Raw genomic sequence first — 17,130 nt, 5'->3', positions numbered from 1 at the left:
ATGGCTTTACCAGACGCAGAGGACTCCGCGTATGGCGTCAGCTTCTTTCAACGGTTAGAAGCTGACTCACCAAAGCGGTCGGTGACTCAGGGTCCAGATTCCGATGAGGTTCTGCAGTCGTTAAAGAGAAATGTCACCAATCTTCTGAACGCACGTATGGGCGAGTCCCTGAGCGCGCCAGAACTTGGTCTGATTGATTTCAACGACGCGTCCCTGAGTTCCCATGACCTGGCTTTGCAGATACGCCGAGCCATTCGACGATGCATTGAAACCTATGAGCCACGGATAAAGAAGATGGATATCCACGTACTACCGGATAACGGATCACCGCTGAACCTAAGGTTTCAAATCACTGCATCAATCAATGCAGGAGCCTTGCATAAGAATGTGCAGATGGACCTTCTGTTGGATAGCAACCGTAAGTACAGAGTAGTCTAAGTGTCACGGAATCGATTTTTCAGGGATGAGCTGGCGTTTTTGCGCGAGCAGGGCGTGGAGTTTACAGAAGTTTACCCTCAGCTTGCCCGCTTTCTGAACAGCAGAAACACCGACCCAGATGTCGAGCGTTTGCTTGAGGGGTTCGCGTTTCTCACGGGAAGATTACGTGAAAAAGTTGAAGATGAATTTCCTGAGCTGACACACTCGATTATCAATATGCTGTGGCCGAACTATCTTCGTCCGGTCCCTAGCATCAGCATTGTGCAGTTCTCCCCAGACGAAAAAGCGTTGACTTACGCCCAACAAATTGAGAAAGGCACACAACTTGATGCTAATCCCGTGTTTGGCACTGTCTGTCATTTCAGAACCTGCCGCAAAGTCGACATATACCCATTACGTCGTGACAAGGTCTCTACCATCAACACCAGAGATGCGTCACTGGTAGATGTTGAGTTGACGATACTCGGCGATCAAATGGCGGGACAGTTGGGTTTGGACTCACTGCGTTTTTTCCTCGGAGGGGAAACCTACAGTGCGGAAATGCTTTATCTTTGGCTCAGCCATTATCTCGATAAAGTAGAAGTGGTTTCTGGCGATAAAGTTGTCACCTTACCTAAAAACAGCTTCAGAGCTGTCGGCTTTGACAGTGATGATGCCATTTTGCCGTACCCGAAAAATGTCTATGAAGGCTACCGTATTTTGCAGGAATATCTCTCATTTCCTGAAGCCTATCTATTTTTCGATGTGCCGGATATTGGCAAGTTTGTTCCTGAGGAAGCACAGGGGAAAATCTCACTACGATTCAGCTTTTCTAAAACGCTTCCACCAGATGTCCGTGTGAAAGAGGAGAGCTTTGAGCTTTACTGCACGCCAATCATCAACCTCTTTTCTCATGACGCTGATCCGATTGATCTCAATGGGAAAAGTACTGAATACAAAATTACCCCTTCCAGCCGCTATGCCTCGCACTACGAAATATTCAGTGTGGATTTAGTACAGGGCTGGCAGGAAAACAATGTTGGACGCATTCGCGGTCAGGTTCGTACCTATACGCCATTTGAAAGTTTTCAGCATGAAATCGAACGTGCGCGAGATAGAAAAGCGCTCTACTACCGTGTTCGGGTCAAAGACAGTGTTCATACCGATGGCTTTGACCACCATATATCTTTTGTCCGAAGCGATGAAACAGAATGCGTGGACTTCAGTGAAGCGATTTCGCTGGCTCTGACGTGTACAAACCGTCAACTGCCACTGGAGCTAGGAAAAGGTGATATTAGTATCCCGACGGATTCGTCTCCTGCATATGCAAAGTTCAGCAACCTGACTGAACCGACTGCGCCAATGCGTCCGATGCTTGATGGAACCCTGCTCTGGACACTGATTTCAAATCTGTCGCTCAACTACCTCTCGTTACTTTCCAAGGACGCCCTCACTTCAGTCTTGCGAGCGTATGACTTCCGCGCCTTGGTTGACCGTCAGGCAGAGCGTGTGTCGCGCCAGCGTCTGGACGGTATTGTTGATATTCAGTCAAAGCCGATTGAAAAACTTATTCGCGGTTTGCCGGTGCGTGGGTTGCGTTCAGAAATAACCTTAACTCAGAGTGCGTTTGGCTCTGAGGGCGAGCTATATATTTTCGGCACTGTGTTAAGCCGATTTTTTTCACTTTACGCCAGCATCAACTCCTTCCACGAGTTGGTGGTCATTAATGCTGATAATAAGGAAAGGTATACATGGGGCATTCAGAACGGACAGCAACCTCTGATATAGAGGAAACTGTTGCCCCTGACTTTCATGAAAAGGGTGGGGGCGATAACAAGGGATCGGGCCTGCCTAAAAATGTCAGAGCCTACAACTTCTATCAATTGGTGGAGCTTATGCACCACCTCAATGACTTGGATCCGGAAAGTGAAAAATCGACCTCCAGCAAGTTGCTATTTGGCAACCATCCAGGTCTTGGTTTTGCCGCGAGTGATGTTACCGCTCTGGAAGAAGTAGACGGTAATCGATATCGCCTTGAAACCACATTCCTTGGGATGAGCGGCGCGCAGTCACCACTGCCGGGTTTTTTCCTCGAAGAAATCCTGACGGAAAACGAAGAAACGGGCCTCAGGAAACCGTTTCTGGACTTCTTTAATCACAGAATTATCACGCTGGTTTACCAAATCTGGCGCAAATATCGCTACTACATCCGCTTCCGCGAAGATGCGTCAGATGCCTTTTCTGCCCAGCTTTTCGCTCTGGTAGGGCTGGCAGACAGCGACCTTCGCGGCGATACCCCAATTAACTGGTGCAAGATGTTGTCTTACGCTGGCACATTGGCCGGGCGCAGCCGTTCCCCCCAGGTGGTCTCAGGCATAATCTCGCATTGTTTTGACTTGGAAGACGTCACCATCCGTCAGTGGGAATTACGCCACGTCAAAATTCCTGAGGAACAGAAAATGAGTCTGGGAATGGCCAACGCGGCTTTGGGTATGGACACGGTAATCGGTGACAAAGTCGGCGATCGAAGCGGCAAGTTTGTCATCTGTATTAACGGACTTACACAAGCGCGTTTTCTCGATTTTCTCCCTTCCGGCAAGGAGTATATGCCTTTGCTTACGTTAGTGGAGTTCGTGCTGCGTGAGCAAATGGCTTTCGATTTGGAACTTGGCTTGAAGCCTGACCAGGCACCACCGATGCGCCTTTCAGCGCAGAATCCAGTATCGCTCGGGTGGTCATCTTTCACCGGTGAGCTAGATAGGCCGCGTATGGTGCGCATTCAGGCTAGGCAGTAGAGGGAAATATGTCTCAACACTATCCGAAGATAGAACAGGAATCTCAGTTGCAGCAGGCAACACTTACTGTGACCAACACCCAGCATTTAGAGGCTGGCTTGTCCGCCACTCATGTGTTTACCAATGAGGGAGGCTCGATTGGTTCGAGTGGTGCAGATGAGTGGAACCTGATTGATCGCGAAGGACGGGTGTTCCCACATCACGCAGAAATTGTCGAGATAGATGGCGAACTTTGTCTGCTTGATGTTCGCGGCGCGAGCTACATGAATGGTGCAACGATTCCTGTTGGAGCAGGAAAGTCAGCGCGCCTCAAAGACAACGACATGGTGCTGATTGGCCCTTACCAAATTCGCATTCACTTGAGCGCTTTAGGATCTGACAGTTCAGGCAATCAACATGGCTTGGAAAATGTCTTCCTGACAGAAAAAGACGCAACGCAGATTGGTGCTGAGAGTGATGAGACTGACGTGGACAACCCTGATGATGCTGTCGTTGATGATCCCTTAGCTGCGTTAGAAGCAGCCACTCCCCAAACATCGTCTGGTGACGATCCATTGACCGAGCACCAGGAAATGTCTGCCGAGCAGTTGAAGGAAAGCTATCTGCTCGCCAAAGACACCGAATGGCACGGCGCGGAGAAAACCGTACATGCAGACAGCGAATACGAAATGAGTTCAGCGATCACGCTGAAACGGACTTTACCCTATGAGGATGCCCTGATGGATGACAAAACCCTTGAACGCCTGGAACAAGAAGTTGGGCGCGACTACGCAAATGCTGACAAGTCAGAAAACGCTTATGGCGAAAACGGATTCAGTGGTTATGCATCGGGCGAATATGGGAGTGAGGCACCTGCGGAAGATGGCAATCACTTGGTAACAGGCCCTATTTTCCGTGGCCTTGGTGTTCAAGCGGGTAATAGCAGCAACATGGCTGAAATGCAGGCACTGTCAGAAGAGATGGGCGCTTCACTGCAATCTGCCATCCGTGGCCTTTTGGCGCTGCATCAGCAGGTTGAAGAAAGCCGTTTTGGCATGATGAACAAGAACCTTCAACCGATTGAAGATAACCCGCTTCGTCTTGGTCTGCCCTATGAAGAAACAGTTGAAACCATGTTCGATCGTGACCGCAGTATGGTCCACTTGTCTGCCCCTTCTGCGATTAGCGAAAGCCTGACTAACATCCAACACCACAATGAAGCGGTGCAAAGCGCCACCGTGGAAGCACTAGGCCAAATTCTCCGCGCATTCTCGCCAGAAGTGCTGATGCGTCGATTCAGCGCCTATCGCCGTCCTGGTGAAGTGTCACCAGAGTCCGCAGATGCCTGGGCATGGAACATGTACAAAAGCTACTACAAGGAATTGACCTCAGACCGTCAGCGTGGCTTCGAAAAGTTGTTCTGGGAAATCTTTGATCAGGCTTACGACAGGAAGATTCGTGAGAAACAACTGGAGGTATAAGGCGATGAAACGTCTCCTAGGTTGCTTTTTGTTGCTCACGCTTTTTGGTTGTTCGAGCAGTGATGAAGCGCTGCCAAAAGATCAAGCAACAACGGTGACGTTCAGTTTGGTGGCTACGCAAAAGGTTAACCCTAACATCAGTGGCGACGCGACACCGATTGAAGTGCAGGTCTTTGAACTGGAAGACGACTCCATGTTTCTGGCGTCCGGCTTTGACCAACTGGCAGGCGATGCTGAAGCAGCGCTTAAAAGCAATTATATCGACCACCGGGATTTCTCACTGATCCCCGGACAATTCAAATTTATTGACCATTTCGAAATTGATGAAAGCACGCGCTACATCTCCGTGATGGCGCGCTTCTCTGACCCAGATGTCAGTGATTGGAAAAAAGTCGTCAAGGTTCTTCCGGTCGGTCGGGTTTACCACCTGCTTATGTACTTCGATGGTACGGAAGTGGTTCTGGATAAAGTGGAGTAAAGATGTCAGCGAGAAACCGGGTTGTCTGGAACGAAGGGCTTTTTGTTAAGCCACAGCATTTTCAACAGCAACAGCGCAATTTGGAATATCAGCTAGATGAGCGTGTAGGCTCTGTCAGCCGCTATCTCTATGGCCTAACTGAAATGACGCTGAATGCGGAGTATCTGAGCTTTGGCCGTATTGCACTCGATAGTGCATCAGGCGTGATGCCTGATGGAACTGTCTTTCGCATTCCTCAGGAAGACATGCAACCAGAAGCGCTGGAAGTGGCTGACAGTTCACTGGCGAATCAGATTGTCTATCTTGCCATTCCGCTTCGCAGTGATTCGATCACCGAAGTGACTTGGCCGGAAGGAGCAGGCTCAGGCCGATACACTTCTGTCAGTCAGGAAGTACGTGATATTCACACTTACCAAGGCGACATGGCACCGATTGATGTGAGTCCGGTTTGCCTGCGCTTGATGTTGGAAAAAGAAGACCGCAGTGCTTACGCCTCCATTGCGATTGCTCGTATTTTTGAAAAGCGCCCTGACGGCAGTGTGCTGTTAGATGACAGCTTTGTACCATGTCACCTGAACGTTGGCGCAGTGTCAGTCCTGCATCGCTTTATTGGTGAAATGGCAGGTTTGATGCGTGAGCGTGCTAAAAATATCTCCCAACGCATAGGGGCTCCAAGCCAAGGCGGTGTGGCGGATGTTTCCGACTTTATGCTGCTCCAATCACTGAATCGAATGCAACCGCAGCTTCAACATCTTTCGCGACTGCGTAGTTTACATCCAGAAAGGCTCTATGAAGCTTTGTCTTCCATGTGTGGTGAACTGGCAACATTCACCGATGAAAGCCGTATGGCACCAGAGTTTGGCAGTTACCAACACGACATGCCGGTTTCATCATTCCAGCCAGTTATGACTAGACTTCGCCAGTCTCTCAGCATTGTGCTGGAGCCGCGCGCAGTCTCAATTCAACTTCATCAACGCAAATACGGTCTCATGGTGGCACCGCTTCAGGATCCTTCGCTGGTTCGCGATGCCGACTTCATTCTGGCAGTACGCGCTCGCATGCCAATGGAAGAGCTTCGCAAGCTGTTCGTACAGCAAACCAAAGTGGCTTCCGTGGAGAAAATTCGCGAACTTATTTCACTGCAATTGCCTGGCATCCCGGTTTCTCCGTTGCCGGTTGCGCCGCGTCAGTTGCCGTACCACGCGGGATACACCTATTACCAACTGGATAAAACCAGTGCTGCTTGGGCGATGTTGGCCAATGCCAGCGGTTTCGCCTTCCACGTCGCTGGTAACTTCCCGGATCTCGACCTGCAATTCTGGGCAATAAGGAGCTAAGCCATGGCAGAAATGTATATCGATGCGCCGGATAAAGAGCGCCATTACGACCACCTTTTGTTTGACGAAGCGACCAATATCGACGCGGATCAGGATTACTGGTTTAAGCTGCGCGGTGACAATATCAACCCACTGATTGATGCGGCGACCCCCCTGCTGGGAATGGCGCTTCGAGTGAGAAAGCTCACCGAGTGCCACAATGTGGAAACCATCTACAAGCAGGCAGTAGAAGAAGTCAAAGCTATCGAGGTGGAACTTACCGAAAAGGGTTATGACCACGCAGTGATTCTGGCTTATCGCTACGTGCTTTGTTCTTTCGTGGATGAAGCCATTATGAGTACGCCTTGGGGCGCAGACAGTGTGTGGGCAGAGCATTCTTTGTTGACGCGCTTTCACAACGAAACCTGGGGCGGTGAGAAAGTCTTCACCATCCTGTCCCGTCTGGAGAGCGAGCCAGAGCGCTACAAGTCGCTGCTGGAATTCATCTTTCTTTGCCTGACGCTTGGGTTTGAAGGGCGTTACAAGGTGATGGAAAAAGGACGCGAAGAATATGAAAAGGTGATCACAAAGCTTCACCAACTGTTGCGTCAACTGGATGACAACGAACAAGTCTCGCTGACAAGTGCCGCGAATAACGTGGTTTCTACCAAATACCGCCTGAGTAAGCAGGTACCGGTGTGGACGATCTTCGCAGGCTTTATCACTTTGCTTGCGGTGGTGTTTACGGGGTACTCCATCGCACTCAGCAATAAAACATCCAGCGTGCTTGAACAGCTTAATCAACTTCTTCAGTAACAGGTGAACCCGTGATCCGAATAGAACTACATACGTTAATTGGCAAACTTAACCAGCAGACCAAACTGGCGCTGGAGCAAGCGGGCGCGCTGAGTATAGAGCGACAAAATCCGGAAGTGACGGTAGAGCATCTGCTTTTCACTTTGTTGGATAATCCGTTGTGCGATGTACGCGTGTTGCTGAAAAGCGCGGAAGTAGACCATACGCACATTCGTCAACTGACTGGCGATGCGCTCAGCCGTGAAATTGTGCCTGAAAACACACCTTCTTTTTCTCCGTTGCTGGTTGAGCTTCTTCAGGATGCGTGGCTTCTGGGCTCGACTGATCTGGGTCATTCAGAAATCCGCTCGGGTGTTATTTTCCTCGCGGCACTTATCCGCCCGGATCGTTACTTGCCGCTGAATCTTATCCGTCAGCTTGAAAGCGTCAATCGCGAAACGATGAAGAAGCATTTCGCGCGACTGACAGAAGACTCCGCTGAAACAGCGGTTAAGGCTGATTCGGCCAAAGGAAAACAAGCGGTACCAGCTGAAGCTGAAACCGCACTGGCGAGATTCTGTACCAACTTCTCAGCAATGGCCAAGCAAGGTGAACTTGACCCTGTGCTTTGCCGTGATGACGAAATTAATCTGATGATCGACATTCTATGTCGTCGCCGCAAAAACAACCCGATTGTCGTTGGTGATGCCGGTGTCGGTAAAAGTGCCGTTGTAGAGGGCCTCGCGCAGCGCATCGTTGATGGCAATGTGCCGGACTCACTGAAAGGCATTGATCTGATGTCTCTGGACTTGGGTTTGCTGCAGGCGGGTGCTTCTGTAAAAGGTGAATTCGAAAAACGCCTGAAAGCCATCATTGATGAGGTAAAAACCTCTCCGGTTCCTATCATTCTTTTCATCGACGAAGCCCACACCATGATTGGTGCAGGTGCACAGGAAGGTGGTGGTGATGCGGCGAACCTGTTGAAGCCAGCTCTGGCCCGTGGTGAGCTACGCACCGTCGCGGCAACCACATGGAAAGAATACAAAAAGTACTTTGAAAAAGACCCAGCATTGAGCCGTCGCTTCCAACTGGTGAAGCTGGACGAGCCAAATGTCGAACAAGCAGTGGATATCATGCGCGGTCTGCATGGCGTTTACGAAAAATCTCACCAAGTGCTGATCAGTGATGACGCGCTGGTGGCAGCGGCGGAGCTTTCCGAGCGTTACGTCTCTGGCCGTCAATTGCCGGACAAAGCTATCGACGTACTCGACACTGCCTGTGCGCGAATTGCGATTAACCTGAGTTCACCACCGCGTCGTCTGGCAGAGCTCGAAACCCGCACCATTCAGCGTCAACGTCAAATTGATATGTTGAACCGTCAGGCCGAGCTTGGCTATGACGTTGACGAAGCGTTGCTTGCATCACTCGAAGCTGACGAAGCAAAAGACCTTGAAGAGCAAGCGTCTTTGCGTGAGGCATGGCGTGTACAGAAAGATCTGGTTGCTGATGTGATTGAGAAGCGCCAGCAAATTCTTGCTGTGCCGTCGGAAGATGAAGAGCCACTGAGCGATGAGGATCGCGAAACCATTCGCAATGAATTGCGCGGATTTTATGCCGAGCTTGACGCCATTCCACACACTGAGCGTTTGGTTCACCCACATGTGGATGCGCAGCAAATCGCCGAAGTGATTGGTGATTGGACGGGTGTTCCCGTTGATAAGATGAACACCGATGAGCTGAGCCGCATTACCCACCTTCCAGAACTGCTGGGTAATGAAATCAAAGGACAGGATGTCGCGCTGGAAGTGATTCACCGTCACTTGCTGACAGCGCGTGCTGACTTGCGTCGACCGGGCCGTCCGAAAGGGGCTTTTTTGCTGGCTGGGCCAAGTGGTGTCGGTAAAACCGAAACCGTGGTGCAACTTGCCGAACTTCTCTATGGCGGCAAGCAATTTCTGACCACCATTAATATGTCTGAATATCAGGAGAAACATACCGTTTCACGTTTGATTGGTTCGCCTCCAGGTTATGTTGGCTATGGCGAAGGCGGCATCCTGACCGAAGCTATCCGCAAAATGCCATACTCTATCGTGCTGCTTGATGAAGTCGAAAAGGCGCACCCGGAAGTGTTGAACCTCTTCTATCAAGCGTTTGATAAAGGTGAGCTGGCAGACGGCGAAGGCCGTGTGATTGATTGCCAGAATGTGGTGTTTTTCCTCACTTCGAATCTGGGTTATCAGACCATCGTCGATTACGCAGAACAACCGCAACTGCTGGAAGAAATGCTGTATCCAGAGTTAGCCGCTTTTTTCAAACCAGCACTGTTGGCGCGGATGGAAATTGTGCCTTATCTGCCACTTAGCGGCGATACGCTCAATGCCATTATCAAAGGCAAGCTAAGCCGCTTAGTGAAAGTGTTTGCCCAGCGTTATGACGCGGAAACCGAAATTGATGATGCGCTGGTGGGCGAAATTCAACGCCGTGCTACGCGCTCGGAAAATGGCGCCCGCATGCTTGAAGCGATCATCGAAGGTCAATTGCTGCCGCCAGTATCGCTGGCTTTGCTCAATAAGCTTGCAGCAAGAGAGTCTGTTAAGCGCGTTTACCTCACCGCAGAAGACGGCGAGTTTGTCAGCGAGGTGGAATAAGCGATGGCAGATTGGCTTTCACTGGCAGCAACACTTTCCGGTATCCGTGATCAGCAAACGCTCACGGACACCTTTGTTGATGCGTTGAAATCAAACCTGCAGATCAGCAACGTGTGGGTTATGCTTCCTTGCCAGCAAGGCAGAAAGCTATGTGCAAAAGACAATGACCAGCATTTTGAGTGGGAAGTAGATGACTTCGGCCATCCGTTTGCGCATGTTTTCCAATCCTCGTCAGCCATGCTGCTGGATCCAACCAAGTTAAATTACTGGCAGGAAAATACGGTTTTCGTTGAGCTCATGAATCATCGCAAGCGCGGTGAAAGTGTCTTGGTGATGCCGCTTCCGCCGGGCGCGAGAAAAACCAAAGCGATTCTGACCATCACAGGTTCTTCTCATCAGCTGAGCAGTTTGTTGGCTGATCCTCAGTGGCAAAGCATTTGCGAGATCTTCATTAACCAAAGTCAGATTATTCAGGATTTAGGTGAGGAGCATCGCCAGATTTCAGCGCTCAGTTCGTCCATCAAGCGTATTCGCAACGATGAGCAGAAGCGAGAACAAGCTTATGAGCTGAAAAACGTCCTAATTGGCGGAAGCCGATTGATGCAAGAAATGCGCGAAAAGGTTGTCACTGTGGCGCAATCTTCGCTGAATGTACTGATTTGTGGTGACACGGGAACGGGTAAAGAACTGGTTGCCCGCGCAGTACATGAACTTTCAGACCGCAGTGAAAGACCGTTTATCGCCATCAACTGTGCGGCGATTCCTGAAAATCTGCTGGAAAGTGAGTTGTTTGGTCATGCAAAAGGCGCATTCTCCGGTGCTGACCGAGCGAAACAGGGGCTAATTGCTGATGCGCAAGGCGGAACATTGTTCCTTGATGAAATTGGTGACATGCCGTTGGCACTGCAAGCCAAACTACTGCGTGTGCTGGAAACCCGCACCTACCGTCCAGTAGGTGCTTCCAGCGAAGTGAATGCAGATTTCAGATTAGTTGCGGCGACACATGTGGCGATGGAACAAAAAGCTGAAGAGGGTAGTTTCCGCCGAGACCTTTACTACCGTCTGAATCAGTTCCCGGTTTTTATGCCGGAGCTAAAAATCCGCAAAGAAGACATCCCAGAGCTTTGTAAACACTTCATTGCTGAATACAACAACCAAGAAGGCGTGCACATCGCCGGTATTCGCTATGCCGCTTTGGATTTACTGAATCGGCATAACTTCCCGGGGAATGTGCGTGAATTGAGAAATCTTATTGAATACGCCTGTGCGCTGACAGCGAATGGAGAAGAAATTACACCTTCTAGCTTCAGCGGTCGTGTACTGCAGCAAACCAGCCCAGTCGCTGCGAATTCTGACGATGTGAATTCTGAGAGTTATATCGGTGTGGATATTGACGACATTAATAACCTCAAGGCGGCAGTGCAGAATTTCGAAAGCAGTGTGATTCGCTATCGCTTATCCAGTTATGGCGGTGACCGCTCAAAAGCGGCTGAAAGCCTTGGTTTACCGAAACGTACTCTGGCCCATAAGTGCCTGAAAATGGAGATTGACTGATATGACGTACCGACCAATCTCTTTATGCCTAATGATGGCTGGGCTGACGCTTTCCAGCTTCAACGCCCCGGCAAGTGACACGGACAATACGACACTGTTTGAAAGTGCTTGGGCATGTACATTGATTTCCGCAAGATTAGATCGATTGGCTTGTTTTGATGAGGTGTTCAAAACACCAGTTTCGGGTCATTCCAACGCAGCAACCATCGTGCAAAAACCAGAGGCTTGGGAACGCGCAAAACAGAGCGAATCTGAGAAAAGTGAAGAGGAAACAGGCTTTACTCTTAGCTATGCTAATCTGGCTGAACCCAAATCAGGCATTTGGATGACAGCGACGGCGCTACCTGACAGAAACCAGAAAAAAAATGAAATGCCAATCCTGATGTTCAGTTGCATTGACAACATCAGCCGGGTTGAGCTGATTTTGCCGAATGCAACGTCAGAAGGCAAAGCAGAAGTCATTGCTTCTGGAAGTTACAATGTCACTCAGCGTTGGTTGAGCGATGATACAGGCAACATCATGCGCGCTGGTCGTGGTATTCCGGCTATCGATGTGATGAAGGTCTTGATGTCTGGTCAGCGTGCGGTACTTCGCTCTGATTTGGGAGCGATCGGTAACCTGACGTTTGATACTGCCGACTTGCGTGAGAGCATCAAACCCATGCGCCAGACATGTCGTTGGTAGGGGAGCAAATCATGGATATGCAAACCTACCGAGAAAGAGTCGCTAAACCGATTGCCGGAGAAAATCCGGTCGGCGAACGTTTGCTCGACGATGCATTGTTGGATTTTGTCGAAACCCAAATGATGAAAGTCGGCTCCCTTTCTCACGCAGAAGTGCAGTGGGGGGAAGCTGAACAAAGCGCGATGAAGCTGATTGAGACTCAAACCAAAGATCTCAAGTTGCTGACTCATCTTCTCCAGTGCTTGCAGTATCAGTCTTCACCAGAGCGTTTCACACTTTCATTATTCATTCTGGCCGATTTCATCGCTGCATATTGGGAAACCTGTTATCCCGCTCCGGGCCCTCGTGGTGTATTACCACGCCGTAAATTTTTCTCCCAGATTATTCAGCGAACCGAGAAAGCGGCCGAGAAGCTCGATTTCTCCATGTTCGATGTGGATCAGAAAGAAGAAGCGGAAAAAGCACTGACGGAACTCGAAGCTGCGGCGGAAGAGAAAGATCTGCCTACAGAAGGTGTGTCAGATATCGCTTCCTTGCTTAAACGAAAACTGGCAAACCCTGAGCCACAAGTTCAGCAGGCACCTTCATCGGTACCTTCTGAAACCGTATCGTCTTCAACCATTGCACCTCCTCCAAAACTTGAAATTGATGGCTGCTCTGACCGCGCTATTAAGCAAACACTGCTTAAAGTGGCTGAGTTTGTCTCCGAGTTGGATGGCGGCATTGCATTGGCGTTGCGCCTCCGTCGCTTTGCGGTCTGGTTCTCTATCACCTCTGCACCGGATGCAGAAGCCAATGGTGAAACACAACTCATGCCAGTTTCTGCAGACCGTATCTCAGAATATGAGGACCAACTTAGCCGAGGTGCGGATCATGCGCTTTGGCGGAAGGTAGAGCAAAGTCTGACGGTAGCTCCTTACTGGATTGACGGTCATTTCCTAAGCTATCGCATCGCGCTAAAGCTCGGAAATACAGAGTGGGCAGATACCATTGCTTCGGAAGTTCGTAGTTTTGTGAAACGCGTACCTGCGGTTGCGGAACTTAGCTTCAAAGGAGGTATGCCTTACGTTGGAGCAGAAACACGCCGCTGGCTAGATGAAGGCGACACCACAAGCACGGGTTCAGCTGCTACTTCTGATTGGGATGGAAAGCGAAAGGAGGCTTTCACTCTTGCAGATGAGGGTGGAATTTCAGTGGCGTTGGCCATGCTCAACGATGGTTTATCGACGTCCAAAGAACCAAGAGACCAGTTTTACTGGCGCATGCTCTCAGCAGATGTCATGAAGCGCCATAAGCTATCAGCCATGGCAGATCAGCAGTACCACCAACTTTTAGAGCAGGCTAATCAAACCTCGCTCACCGATTGGGAACCCGCGTTGATTCAACGTTTAGAAAACATTGCGAAGTCATAATTTAAGCAGGGATCGAAAGAAATGTTCAGCAAGTTAAAATCGCTTCTTCTGAAAATGTTACCCGCCATTAAATCGGCGTTGCCTATATTGCTGGTGACCATTTTTGTCTTGATCAATGTCGCGATATGGTGGGCAGGTCCATGGCTTAAAATTGACGAAAGCCACCCGCTCGAACCTATCACAGCGCGCCTCATTACCAGCGTGATTTTCTCCCTATTCTGGTTGGCAGCTTGGGGCTTTCTGCAGTGGCGAAAACTCAAAAGTTACCATGCAGATCAAGCTCGTGAACGTCAGCTTCAGGAAGACCCTATCCAACGTTATGAAGAGCGTCAGGAAGCAGAACTCAATCAGGTCATGACGGCACTACATAAAAGCCTGAACAAGCGAAACTACCTCTATGCGTTGCCATGGTATTTAGTTCTGGGGCCGGAAAACGCGGGTAAAACCAGCCTAATCAACCGTTCAGGTCAAAACTTTGTTTTCTCATCTGTCATGCGGGCATCGGGCAAGAAAAGTGAAAATCCGTTTTCTTTCGACTGGTGGATTGGTGATGACTCGGTCCTCATTGACCCGGATGGTGAGTTGCTAACCCAACGTGCAACCAGCAGTGATGGTGAAGGGGAGATGGAGCGCCGTCTCTGGATCCACTTTATAAAGTGGCTTGAGAAAACCCGAAGCCGACGCCCCTTGAATGGTGTGGTGATTGCGCTGGATGTGGCGAAGCTTGCAACTGCAACGACAACAGAGCGTCTCGCACATGCAAACCTGATCCGTGCACGTTTGCGTGAGTTGATGGAAACCCTCTCTACCCGTTTGCCAGTGTATGTATCACTGACCAAGCTCGACTTGCTTCATGGCTTCGAACCTTTCTTTCGCAACTACTCGAAAGCTGAGCGTGAAGAAGTCATGGGATTCACTTTTACACTGGATTCCGTGGATGATCTTGATAGCTGGTTAAATGAGTTTGATAAAGACTTCGGGCAGTTTGTCGAGCGCGTTAACAAGATGCTGCCAACAGCCTTGATGCAGTGTTTTGATGGTGAAGACCGTACCGCAATCTACAGCTTCAGTCGCCAGATGGCAGGGCTGCATGATGTGTTAAAACAGTTCCTGCAAGATGCGTTCGGAAGTGATCAATTTTCTACATCTGCATTGGTGCGTGGGGTGTATTTCACCTCTGTGTATCAACAGGGCGTGCCAACCAATGCCTTTATAGATTCTGCTTCCCGTCGCTATGGTATTTCCCATGCGGTGAACACCGCGCAGAACGCTGCAAACTCGACAACCTACTTTACTCAGAACCTGTTCAATAAGGTGATATATCCCGAAGCGGGTTTAGCGTCGGATAACTTCCGTGTGGCTAAAACCAAGCGTCGGGTGATCATGTTGTCAGCGGTCGCCTGCGGTATCGCGTCAATACTGTTGATTGGTTCCTGGCACAAGTACTACCTGAAAAACGTTAAACAGGCGGATGCAGTATTAGCCAAGGTTAACGAATACGAAAACAACTATGCGTCTGAGGCGATTATCGACAATGGCGTCGATATCCTCGCGCCGTTGGATACGATTCGTCAGGCCACACTGGAGTTTGGTTTCTTCCGTGAAAAACCGAAGTTCATTTCAGATTTAGGTTTGTACCAAGGCCATGTCATTGGGCCTCAAGTCGAAAGCACGTATCTCAGTCTGCTTGAAAACCGTTACCTACCAGCATTGATGAAAGTGGCGGCAGCAGATGTAGTCGGTGCTAATGATGACGAGAACAAACTGGGTTCGCTGCGCGTTTTCCGCATGATGACGGACGACGATGGCCGTTATCAAAGCATGGTGCAGAATTACTTTGCCAGTAAATGGCAAGAGCAGTACGAGGGTGACCGTGAAACGCAAGAACGCCTCATGCAGCATCTAGACTACGCGATGGAACACACTGATCTGGTGGGTGATCGCGTTGAAGGTCAGGAGGATGCTGAGAGGGTTCTAGCGCCTTATGATGGTCTTATTTACACCGCCCAGCGCGAGTTAAGTCGCATGCCAATCGAGCAGCGTGTCTATCGTAACCTTAAGCAGGCATCAACGGCGATTTTGGGTTCGCCAATCAACTTGGCGACCTCTATCGGACCCGTGTTTGATGTGGTCTTTACCGAGCGCGTTTCCGATGCAAACAATCTTGATATTCCTCGTATCCTGACCAAGAAAGGTTTCGAAACTTACTTCATTCCTGAATCGGATTCTGTCTCTGAACTGGCACTCGTTGACAGCTGGGTGTTGGGCCAGGTCGAATCGATAGACTTCTCTGACGAAGACAAACGCGTGCTGAGAGATAAGATACGCGGCTTGTATGTGGCGGATTATTCTGATACCTGGCGTCGTGCGACCAACGATATCGACGTGAAATCTTTCCCGGATATCTATAACGCAGTACTCGTGTTGGAAAGTATTACGGGTAACAATCAGCCGCTGCACCGTTTGCTCGAAGAGGTGACGGATAACACAGACTTGTTCCCAGCCTTGCCTGAAGGTGATGCAGCAAAAGAAGAATTGCTTAAGTCTCCACGCTATCGCGTTGCTGCAATGGTAGACAACCAATTCTCCTCACTGAATGGTTTATCTGAAACAGAGCCGGGTAAGCCTATTTACCTTGATGAAGTGATGGATGCAGTTACCCAACTGACTGCCTACATGAAGTCGATCAACGATGCGCCTGATGTGGGTAAAGCCGCGTTGGACGCGACCAAAGCGCGTCTTTCATTGAACAACGCAGATCCAATTTACGTGTTGCAGCGCATCGCGTCTGGCATGCCACAGCCTTACGACATCATGCTGAAGAAACTGGCTGATGAGAGCTGGTATGTGATTCGTCAGGAAGCGATTCGTTATTTAGAAGTACGCTGGGCGGCAGATGTATTTAATCCGTTCCAAAGTAAACTCGCCTCCCGTTATCCGTTCAATGTCCGTTCGTCGAAAGATGTGGCGCTGGAAGACTTCGAGGCTTTCTTCGCACCAAACGGTATTTTGAATAACTTCTATGAAAGCAACTTACGCATGTTCCTTGAGGATACGGGAGAGTTCACATCAGAAGAAGAGGGTAAAACCCTCATCCGCCAGGATGTGCTGAACCAAATTGACCGCGCCCGCGCCATTCAAAGTGCCTTTTTCAATCGCAAGGGTATCTTGGATGTTGAGTTTACGCTTGAGCCAATTGAGCTTAGCGCGAACAAACGGCGCTCCGTCATCAACATTGATGGCCAGTACGTTGAATACAGTCACGGGCCGCGTAAAAACGTGGGGTTGGTATGGCCCAACACATTGCGTGACGCGGCGGTAAGCAAAATAACACTGATCCCAGTGGCGGCAAATGCTTCGCCAAGAGGGATCAGTATTCGGGGACCTTGGGCATTCTTCCGTTTGTTGGAACAGGCCGAGGTTGTAGGGTCAAGCTCAACCAGTGTCGATTACCGCTTTAATATTGATGGTGGAAACGTGATGTACCGTCTGCATTCTGAGGCAGACAGCAATCCGTTTACGGCGTCGATATTCAGAGGATTCAACCTGTCGCGAACCCTTTACTAAAGA

At 49.8% G+C, this 17,130-nt stretch carries 12 protein-coding genes; all 12 read left to right on the top strand.

The window, feature by feature from the left end; genetic code table 11:
* From tssE to tssM, 12 genes are read left to right on the top strand one after another with little or no spacing between them, the layout of a single operon-like run.
* The gene (gene tssE, locus GMA8713_RS11560) at positions 1-438 is read left to right on the top strand and encodes a type VI secretion system baseplate subunit TssE (RefSeq protein ID WP_062709604.1); all 438 of its coding nucleotides are present in this window, start codon (positions 1-3) and stop codon (positions 436-438) included.
* Positions 439-2,205 carry a type VI secretion system baseplate subunit TssF gene (tssF, locus tag GMA8713_RS11555; RefSeq protein WP_062709601.1) on the top strand — a complete coding sequence of 589 codons (1,767 nt, stop codon included), beginning with the start codon at positions 439-441 and terminating at the stop codon, positions 2,203-2,205.
* Positions 2,169-3,212, top strand: coding sequence for a type VI secretion system baseplate subunit TssG (tssG, locus tag GMA8713_RS11550; protein ID WP_062709599.1), 1,044 nt, complete (start codon positions 2,169-2,171; stop codon positions 3,210-3,212). The genes tssF and tssG overlap by 37 nt, the downstream gene beginning before the upstream one ends.
* A gap of 8 nt (positions 3,213-3,220) precedes the next feature.
* Positions 3,221-4,672 (top strand): type VI secretion system-associated FHA domain protein TagH, encoded by a 1,452-nt coding sequence (tagH, locus tag GMA8713_RS11545; RefSeq protein ID WP_062709595.1) that lies wholly within the window; start codon positions 3,221-3,223, stop codon positions 4,670-4,672.
* A gap of 4 nt (positions 4,673-4,676) precedes the next feature.
* Positions 4,677-5,150 (top strand): type VI secretion system lipoprotein TssJ, encoded by a 474-nt coding sequence (gene tssJ / locus GMA8713_RS11540; RefSeq protein ID WP_062709591.1) that lies wholly within the window; start codon positions 4,677-4,679, stop codon positions 5,148-5,150.
* A 2-nt stretch (positions 5,151-5,152) separates the two neighbouring features.
* Positions 5,153-6,487, top strand: a complete 1,335-nt coding sequence (gene tssK / locus GMA8713_RS11535; RefSeq protein WP_062709588.1) for a type VI secretion system baseplate subunit TssK — start codon at positions 5,153-5,155, stop codon at positions 6,485-6,487.
* 3 nt (positions 6,488-6,490) lie between these two features.
* Positions 6,491-7,282 (top strand): type IVB secretion system protein IcmH/DotU, encoded by a 792-nt coding sequence (gene icmH / locus GMA8713_RS11530; RefSeq protein ID WP_062709585.1) that lies wholly within the window; start codon positions 6,491-6,493, stop codon positions 7,280-7,282.
* A gap of 11 nt (positions 7,283-7,293) precedes the next feature.
* Positions 7,294-9,909, top strand: a complete 2,616-nt coding sequence (tssH, locus tag GMA8713_RS11525) for a type VI secretion system ATPase TssH (RefSeq protein WP_062709582.1) — start codon at positions 7,294-7,296, stop codon at positions 9,907-9,909.
* 3 nt (positions 9,910-9,912) lie between these two features.
* Positions 9,913-11,463: a sigma-54 interaction domain-containing protein gene (locus tag GMA8713_RS11520; RefSeq protein WP_062709579.1), complete on the top strand. Its 1,551-nt coding sequence runs from the start codon at positions 9,913-9,915 to the stop codon at positions 11,461-11,463.
* A gap of 1 nt (position 11,464) precedes the next feature.
* Positions 11,465-12,148 carry a type VI secretion system-associated protein VasI gene (gene vasI, locus GMA8713_RS11515; RefSeq protein WP_232314420.1) on the top strand — a complete coding sequence of 228 codons (684 nt, stop codon included), beginning with the start codon at positions 11,465-11,467 and terminating at the stop codon, positions 12,146-12,148.
* Between the two features lie 11 nt (positions 12,149-12,159).
* The gene (tssA, locus tag GMA8713_RS11510) at positions 12,160-13,560 is read left to right on the top strand and encodes a type VI secretion system protein TssA (RefSeq protein WP_062709577.1); all 1,401 of its coding nucleotides are present in this window, start codon (positions 12,160-12,162) and stop codon (positions 13,558-13,560) included.
* 21 nt (positions 13,561-13,581) lie between these two features.
* A complete protein-coding gene (gene tssM, locus GMA8713_RS11505; protein WP_062709574.1) occupies positions 13,582-17,127 on the top strand; it encodes a type VI secretion system membrane subunit TssM in 3,546 nt (1,181 codons plus the stop codon).
* Positions 17,128-17,130 lie beyond the last annotated feature (3 nt).

The sequence above is a fragment of the Grimontia marina genome, from assembly GCF_900060185.1.
GTDB lineage: Bacteria > Pseudomonadota > Gammaproteobacteria > Enterobacterales > Vibrionaceae > Enterovibrio > Enterovibrio marinus.
The sequence above is the reverse complement of the archived record's forward strand: the minus strand, read 5'-3'. Positions and strand labels throughout refer to the sequence as shown.

What these genes read in the sequence shown, in the direction of transcription:
- tssE (WP_062709604.1), top strand. Translation starts at nt 1, where the DNA reads ATGGCTTTACCAGACGCAGAGGACTCCGCGTATGGCGTCAGCTTCTTT.
- tssK (WP_062709588.1), top strand. Translation starts at nt 5,153, where the DNA reads ATGTCAGCGAGAAACCGGGTTGTCTGGAACGAAGGGCTTTTTGTTAAG.
- tagH (WP_062709595.1), top strand. Translation starts at nt 3,221, where the DNA reads ATGTCTCAACACTATCCGAAGATAGAACAGGAATCTCAGTTGCAGCAG.
- tssA (WP_062709577.1), top strand. Translation starts at nt 12,160, where the DNA reads ATGGATATGCAAACCTACCGAGAAAGAGTCGCTAAACCGATTGCCGGA.
- vasI (WP_232314420.1), top strand. Translation starts at nt 11,465, where the DNA reads ATGACGTACCGACCAATCTCTTTATGCCTAATGATGGCTGGGCTGACG.
- tssM (WP_062709574.1), top strand. Translation starts at nt 13,582, where the DNA reads ATGTTCAGCAAGTTAAAATCGCTTCTTCTGAAAATGTTACCCGCCATT.
- GMA8713_RS11520 (WP_062709579.1), top strand. Translation starts at nt 9,913, where the DNA reads ATGGCAGATTGGCTTTCACTGGCAGCAACACTTTCCGGTATCCGTGAT.
- tssJ (WP_062709591.1), top strand. Translation starts at nt 4,677, where the DNA reads ATGAAACGTCTCCTAGGTTGCTTTTTGTTGCTCACGCTTTTTGGTTGT.
- icmH (WP_062709585.1), top strand. Translation starts at nt 6,491, where the DNA reads ATGGCAGAAATGTATATCGATGCGCCGGATAAAGAGCGCCATTACGAC.
- tssG (WP_062709599.1), top strand. Translation starts at nt 2,169, where the DNA reads ATGGGGCATTCAGAACGGACAGCAACCTCTGATATAGAGGAAACTGTT.